This is a genomic window from Allobosea sp. MMO-172, from assembly GCF_037147855.1.
Classification (GTDB): domain Bacteria; phylum Pseudomonadota; class Alphaproteobacteria; order Rhizobiales; family Beijerinckiaceae; genus Allobosea.
In genome coordinates this window covers 236582-242960 of sequence record NZ_JBBCUM010000008.1, presented here as the reverse complement: position 1 = coordinate 242960, position 6379 = coordinate 236582, and the positions used below count along the sequence as shown (strand labels likewise).

Genomic DNA, 6379 nt, shown 5'->3' with positions numbered 1-6379 from the left:
GCGCCAGAAAAAGCCAATCGTCGCTATCGTCGCCATCATGCGACGCATCATCGTCGTCGCAAACGCAAGGCTCAGAGACGCTAAATACTGAGTTGATGACAAGGGTGGTGCTGACAAGGAACAACCCGACCGACGCAAGCCGCCTACAGCTTGACGACCAGCCCGTTGCGGATCGTGACCTGCCGGTCCATCTGGCGGGCGAGGTCGAGGTTGTGCGTCGCGATCAGCGCCGCCAGTCCCGAGGCGCGCGCCAATGCCATCAGCGTGCCGAAAACATGCTGCGCGGTCTGCGGGTCGAGATTGCCGGTCGGCTCGTCGGCCAGCAGCAGGCGCGGGCCGTTGGCGACGGCGCGGCCGATGGCGACGCGCTGCTGCTCGCCGCCCGACAATTCGCCCGGCAGATGGTCGAGCCGCTCGCCGAGGCCGAGGAAGGTCAGGAGCTCCGAAGCGCGCTCCTCCGCAAGGCCGCGGGCGAGGCCGCGAATGCGCTGCGGCAGGACCACGTTCTCCAGCGCCGTGAATTCCGGCAGGAGATGGTGGAACTGATAGACGAAGCCAATCTCGGTGCGGCGCAGGCGCGTGCGGCCCTTGTCGTCGAGCTTCGTCGTGGCGAGCCCGCCGACGAAGACCTCGCCGGCATCGGGCTTCTCGAGCAGGCCGGCGACATGCAGCAGCGTCGACTTGCCGGTGCCGCTCGGCGCGACAAGGGCGACGACCTCGCCCGGCCAGAGCGCGAAATCGGCCTTGCGCAGCACTTCGAGTGGCGCATCGCTCTGCGGGTAATAGCGCTCGACCTGCGAGAGGAAGAGCGCGGGCATTTCCTGTGCCATCGGCTCAACCCATCCTGAGAGCTTCGACCGGATCGAGGCGCGCTGCCTTCCAGGCCGGATACAGCGTCGCCAGCAGCGACAGGGTCAGCGCCATCAGCACGACGCTCGTCACCTCGCTCCAGTCGGTGACGGAGGGGATGTCGCTGAGGAAGCGCACGGTCGGGTCCCAGAGATTGGCGCCGGTGATCCAGTTCAGCGCCGCCATGATCGACTTGATGTTCTTGGCGAAGACGATGCCGAGAGCGAGGCCCGCGAGCGTGCCGAAGACGCCAATCGCCGCCCCGGTGATCAGGAAGACGCGCAGCACCGTGCCTCGCGTGCAGCCCATGGTGCGCATGATCGCGATATCGGCGGTCTTGTCCTTCACCAGCATGATCAGGCCGGAAACGATGTTCAAAGCCGCGACCAGCACGATCAGCGTCAGGATGATGAACATCACGTTCCGCTCGACCTCCAGCGCATTGAAGAACGAGCGGTTGCGCTGGCGCCAGTCGGAAAGCACGAGCGGGCGCGGCGCATCGGCCTCGATCGCGTCGCGGACGGCCTGGGTCCGGTCGGGATTGTCGACGAAGATCTCGATGACGTTCACGTCGCTGTCGCGGTTGAAATAGGCCTGCGCCTCGCCGAGCGGCATGTAGACGAAGGTGCCGTCGAACTCGGTCATGCCGATCTCGAAGATCGCCTTGACGGGATAGGCCTTGATGCGCGGCGCGGTGCCGAAGGGCGTCGAGGCGCCCTGCGGCGAGACCAGGGTCATCATGTCGCCGGCCTGGATGCCGAGCGCATTGGCGAGGCGGCGGCCGATGGCGACGCCGGGCGTGCCGCCGTCGAAGCCGTCGAGCGTGCCGCTCTTGATGTTGCCGCCGATGAAGGGGATCGCCTTGATGTCGCTCTCGCGGATGCCGCGCACCAGCACGCCGTTGTTGCCGGTCTGCGACGAGGCGAGCGCCTGCCCCTCGACCAGCGGGATGGCGAGCTTGATGCCGGCAATCTTGCTGAGCCGCGCCGCGACGCTGTCGTAGTCGTCGAGCGGCCGGTCGATCGGCGTCGCGAAGATATGACCGTTCACGCCGACGATCTTGCTGAGCAGTTCGATGCGGAAGCCGTTCATCACCGACATCACGATGATCAGCGTGGCGACGCCGAGCATGATGCCGAGGAAGGAGAAGCCGGCGATGACCGAGACGAACCCCTCGCGGCGGCGCGTGCGCAGGTAGCGCCCGGCGAGCAGCCATTCGAAACCGGCGAAGGCCTTGGTCCCGGTCGGGATGTCGGCGCTGTCGGCGACGGCGCTCATGCGGCGGCTCCCATCCGATACGTCTGCATGACGGCGCCCGCCGTCACGCCGCCCGGCCCTTGAAGCGGTCGAGCGCGGCTTCCAGCGAGACGAGCTCGCGCTCGCCGCCGGCCCGGCGCTTGATCTCGACCTTGCCCTCGGCCAGCCCCTTCGGGCCGACGATGATCTGCCAGGGCACGCCGATCAGATCGGCCGTGGCGAACTTGGCGCCCGGCCGGTCGTCGGTGTCGTCGAGCACGGCGTCGTAGCCCTTGGCGAGCAGGTCCTTGTAGATGCGCTCGGCCGCGCCGTCGGTCGCCGCGTCGCCGGCCTTCAGGTTGATCACAGCGATGTCGAAGGGCGCGATCTCCTCGGGCCAGACGATGCCGGCATCGTCATGGCCGGCCTCGATCAGCGCCGCGACGAGGCGGCTCGGGCCGATGCCGTAGGAGCCGCCATGCAGCAGCACGGGCTGGCCGTCGGGACCGGCGACCGTCGCGCCCATCGGCTCGGAATATTTCGTGCCGAAATAGAAGATATGGCCGACTTCGATGCCGCGCGCCGAGACACGCTTGTCTTCGGGGACCGCCTCGAAGGCCGCCTTGTCGTGCATTTCCTCGGTCGCGGCGTAGAGGCTCGTCCACTTGTCGAAGACGCCCTGCAGGTCGGCGACGCTGTCGAAATCGGTATCGGCCGCCGGCGTCTCGAAATTCAGGTAGTCGCTATGACAGAAGACCTCGCTCTCGCCGGTCGAGGCCAGCACGATGAACTCGTGGCTGAGGTCGCCGCCGATCGGGCCGGTATCGGCCTTCATCGGGATCGCCTTCAGGCCGAGCCGCGCGAAGGTGCGCAGATAGGCCGTGAACATGCGATTATAGGCGTGGCGCGCCGTATCCTTGTCGAGATCGAAGGAATAGGCGTCCTTCATCAGGAACTCGCGGCCGCGCATCACGCCGAAGCGCGGGCGGACCTCGTCGCGGAACTTCCACTGGATGTGGTAGAGATTGAGCGGCAGGTCCTTGTAGGACTTGACGTAGGAGCGGACGATCTCGGTGACCATCTCCTCGTTGGTCGGCCCGTACAGCATGTCGCGATCATGCCGGTCCTTGATGCGCAGCATCTCCTTGCCATAGGCATCGTAGCGCCCGCTCTCGCGCCAGAGATCGGCCGACTGGATGGTCGGCATCAGGATCTCGACGGCACCCGAGCGGTCCTGCTCCTCGCGGATGACATTGCTGATCTTGTTGAGCACGCGCAGGCCCAGCGGCAGCCAGGAATAGATGCCCGCCGATTGCTGGCGGATCATGCCGGCGCGCAGCATCAGCCGGTGCGAGACGATCTCCGCTTCCTTGGGCGTGTCGCGCAGAAGGGGCAGGAAATAGCGGGAAAGACGCATCGGAAAACCTGTCGGAGGGCCCAGCACGCGGAATCGCGCCGGGTGATCGGAGAGCGAGTCGGCCTAGCTGAGAGACACCATCGCTCTCGGCAAAATGCAAACCAAAATCAGCAGGAAGCGGCGGAAGATGGCGAAGTTATGTGCCTTTCGCCGGGATCGCGCCGTCAGCCCTTGGCGAAGCGCGCCTTCAGCGCGGCGAGCACCGGGGCCGGCACGAAGGGCGAGACATCCCCGCCCATCGCCGCGATCTGGCGCACCAGCGTCGCGGTGATGTAGCGCACGCCGGGCGAGGCCGGCAGGAAAACGGTCTGCACGTCCGGCGCCATCGTGCCGTTCATCCCGGCCATCTGCATCTCGTAATCGAGGTCGCTGCCGTCGCGCAGGCCGCGGATGATGATCGAGGCCCCTGCCCGGCGCGCGGCATCCACCGCGAGATCGTCGAAGGTCACGACGTCGAGCGCGGCGCCCTTCGCCGCCAACAGCGGCCCAGCGACGGCGCGCAGCAGATCGGCGCGCTGTTCGACCGACAGGAGCGGCGTCTTGCCGGGATGGACCCCGATCGCCAGGACGAGCCTGTCGCAGAGGCCCGCGGCCGCCGCGATGACGTCGGCATGGCCGTTGGTCACGGGATCGAAGGAGCCGGTGTAGAAAGCGATGCGCGTCATAGGGCCAGCGTTAGCGGCTGGGCCGGGAGACGACAAGTCTTCTCAGGGGCTTGGGCGGCCTCAGCTCAGCGGCACCAGCGCGGCGAGCGCTGCGGCGCTGCCGATGATGATCGAGACGAGAACCATGAGGGACGCCGTAGCGGAAGCGCGGCGGGAGCTGGCGAAGGACAGGCGGGTATCCATGAAGATAACCTCGGCGAATCGCGGTTGATCCGGTTTCCCTTGGGTGATGGCCGGCGGGGGCCGTCCCAAGGCAAGATTTTGACGAAACGGTGACATCGGCCGCTTGTTCCGGCTTTCGATTGCCTTTTCAGGCCTCCCCAGCCTAAACGGGCGCGCCATGCTGACGATCAACGACATCACCTACCGTCTCGGCGAGCGCCTGCTGCTCGACCATACCGGCGCCGCCATTCCCGATGGCGCGCGCGTCGGCTTCGTCGGCCGCAACGGCACCGGCAAGACCACGCTGTTCAAGATCATCACCGGCGACCTCGGCACCGAGAGCGGCAATATCAGCCTGCCGCGGGGCCGGCGCATCGGCGGCGTGGCGCAGGAAGCGCCCGGCGGCCCGGAGACGCTGATCGAGGTGGTGCTCGCCGCCGATACCGAGCGCACCGCCCTGATGACGGAAGCGGAGACCGCGACCGATCCGCACCGCATCGCCGAGATCGGCACGCGGCTCGCCGATATCGGCGCCCATTCCGCCCCGGCGCGTGCCGCGATGGTGCTGCACGGCCTCGGCTTCAACGAGGAGGCGCAGCAGCGCCCCTGCTCCGATTTCTCGGGCGGCTGGCGCATGCGCGTCGCGCTCGCGGCCGTGCTGTTCTCCGAGCCCGACCTGCTGCTGCTCGACGAACCCACCAACTATCTCGACCTCGAAGGCACGCTCTGGCTCTACGACTATCTGGAGCGCTATCCGCATACCGTGATCGTCATCAGCCACGATCGCGAACTGCTGGACACCTCGGTCGACCACATCATGCATCTCGACCAGGGCAAGCTCACGCTCTATCGCGGCGGCTATTCCTCCTTCGAGAAGCAGCGGGCCGAGAAGCAGATGCAGCTCGCCCGCGCTAAGGAGAAGCAGGACGCCGAGCGCAAGCATCTCCAGTCCTTCGTTGACCGCTTCAAGGCCAAGGCGACCAAGGCCCGGCAGGCGCAGTCGCGCGTCAAGCGGCTGGAGAAGATGCAGACCATCGCCGCGATCGTCGATCGCGACGTGCAGCCCTTCGTCTTCCCCGGGCCGGAAAAGCCCCTCTCGCCGCCGATGATCGTGCTGGAGGATGCGGCGGCCGGCTATGGCGAGCGCAAGGTCCTGTCACGGCTCAACCTGTCGCTGGCGCCGGACGACCGCATCGCGCTGCTGGGCTCGAACGGCAATGGCAAGTCGACCTTCTGCAAGCTGATCGGCGGCCGCCTCGACGCCATGTCCGGCGAGATGAAGAAGTCCAGCAAGCTGGAGACGGCCTATTTCGCCCAGCACCAGCTCGACGAACTGCGCATCGAGGATACACCGGTCGGCCACCTGCGCGACCTGATGCCGGATGCGCCGGAAGCGAAGGTCCGCTCCAAGGCGGCGCAGATCGGCTTTCCCGCCTCCAAGGCCGACACGCCGGTGAAGCTGCTCTCCGGCGGCGAGAAGGCGCGCCTGATGCTGGGCCTCGCGACCTTCCACGGGCCGCATCTGCTCATCCTCGACGAGCCGACGAACCATCTCGACATCGACAGCCGCACGGCGCTCGTCAACGCGATCAACGACTATCCCGGCGCCGTCATCCTCGTCAGCCACGACCGCTTCCTGATCGAGGCCTGCGCCGACCGGCTCTGGCTCGTCGGCGGCGGCACGGTGAAGAATTTCGACGGCGACATGGACGACTACCGCACCTATGTGCTGGGCGCCGCCAAGGCCGAAAAGCGCGGCAAGCCGGCCCCGGAAGCCGCCGCCAAGCCCAAGGCCGACGAGCGCAAGGAAGCGGCGACGAAGCGCGCCGCGCAGGGCCCGCTCAGGCAGAAGCTCAATCTCGCCGAGGCGCGCATCGCCAAGCTGACCGGGCTGATCGAGAAGGTCGACGCGGCGCTCGCCAACGGCGCCTTCGCGCGCGAGCCGGACAAGGCACTGCAGCTCTCGCGCCAGCGCGCGGAACTGTCGGAGGCGCTGGCGGCGGCGGAAGAGGAATGGCTGCTGCTCGGCGAGGAGCTGGAGAACGCCTGA

Annotated in this window: 6 protein-coding genes; 1 reads left to right on the top strand and 5 read right to left on the bottom strand. The window is 67.2% G+C overall.

All coding sequences use genetic code 11. The annotated features are described in order from the left end of the window. Positions 1-143: 143 nt before the first annotated feature. From WFK61_RS14565 to WFK61_RS14545, 5 genes are all read right to left on the bottom strand, one after another. A complete protein-coding gene (locus WFK61_RS14565; protein WP_336812773.1) occupies positions 144-830 on the bottom strand; it encodes an ABC transporter ATP-binding protein in 687 nt (228 codons plus the stop codon). Between the two features lie 4 nt (positions 831-834). Beyond that, positions 835-2127, bottom strand: coding sequence for a lipoprotein-releasing ABC transporter permease subunit (locus WFK61_RS14560; RefSeq protein ID WP_336812770.1), 1293 nt, complete (start codon positions 2125-2127; stop codon positions 835-837). A 43-nt stretch (positions 2128-2170) separates the two neighbouring features. Further along, positions 2171-3502 carry a proline--tRNA ligase gene (gene proS, locus WFK61_RS14555; protein WP_336812768.1) on the bottom strand — a complete coding sequence of 444 codons (1332 nt, stop codon included), beginning with the start codon at positions 3500-3502 and terminating at the stop codon, positions 2171-2173. 164 nt (positions 3503-3666) lie between these two features. Beyond that, entirely contained in the window at positions 3667-4167 is a 501-nt protein-coding gene (gene coaD / locus WFK61_RS14550) for a pantetheine-phosphate adenylyltransferase (protein WP_336812766.1), read from the bottom strand. 60 nt (positions 4168-4227) lie between these two features. Beyond that, positions 4228-4527 (bottom strand): hypothetical protein, encoded by a 300-nt coding sequence (locus WFK61_RS14545; protein WP_336812764.1) that lies wholly within the window; start codon positions 4525-4527, stop codon positions 4228-4230. Here WFK61_RS14545 and WFK61_RS14540 point away from each other — a divergent pair. Next, positions 4508-6379 carry an ABC-F family ATP-binding cassette domain-containing protein gene (locus WFK61_RS14540; protein ID WP_336812762.1) on the top strand — a complete coding sequence of 624 codons (1872 nt, stop codon included), beginning with the start codon at positions 4508-4510 and terminating at the stop codon, positions 6377-6379. The two genes, WFK61_RS14545 and WFK61_RS14540, sit on opposite strands and share 20 nt — an antisense overlap.

Coding starts and splice junctions, on each gene's coding strand:
- WFK61_RS14565 (WP_336812773.1), bottom strand. CDS start 830: ATGGCACAGGAAATGCCCGCGCTCTTCCTCTCGCAGGTCGAGCGCTAT.
- WFK61_RS14560 (WP_336812770.1), bottom strand. CDS start 2,127: ATGAGCGCCGTCGCCGACAGCGCCGACATCCCGACCGGGACCAAGGCC.
- proS (WP_336812768.1), bottom strand. CDS start 3,502: ATGCGTCTTTCCCGCTATTTCCTGCCCCTTCTGCGCGACACGCCCAAG.
- coaD (WP_336812766.1), bottom strand. CDS start 4,167: ATGACGCGCATCGCTTTCTACACCGGCTCCTTCGATCCCGTGACCAAC.
- WFK61_RS14540 (WP_336812762.1), top strand. CDS start 4,508: ATGCTGACGATCAACGACATCACCTACCGTCTCGGCGAGCGCCTGCTG.
- WFK61_RS14545 (WP_336812764.1), bottom strand. CDS start 4,527: ATGTCGTTGATCGTCAGCATGGCGCGCCCGTTTAGGCTGGGGAGGCCT.